The 204-nt window shown below is 72.1% G+C and carries 1 pseudogene; it reads left to right on the forward strand.

What is annotated here, in order from left to right:
- Window positions 1-204 (forward strand): annotated as a pseudogene (locus IH13_RS46045) (coagulation factor 5/8 type domain-containing protein); the annotation flags it as partial.

Raw genomic sequence — 204 nt, forward strand, 5'->3', positions numbered from 1 at the left:
CTGGCGCGCCGCCGAGAACCTGGCGCTCAACCCGGTCAGCGGCACCAACCGCTGGGCGGTCTCGCAGGCCGCCTCCTTCCGCCGGATGCACGTCAAGGGCGGCCTCAACCTCGCCCCCGACGGGTACGGCTGGGCCAGCGGCGGCTACATCGCCGACAGCAAGATCGACGGCCAGGTGGGCCCCTACTCGCAGCAGCAGTGGTA

The sequence above is a fragment of the Streptomyces sp. NRRL WC-3549 genome (genome assembly GCF_000721935.1).
Lineage (GTDB): Bacteria > Actinomycetota > Actinomycetes > Streptomycetales > Streptomycetaceae > Streptomyces.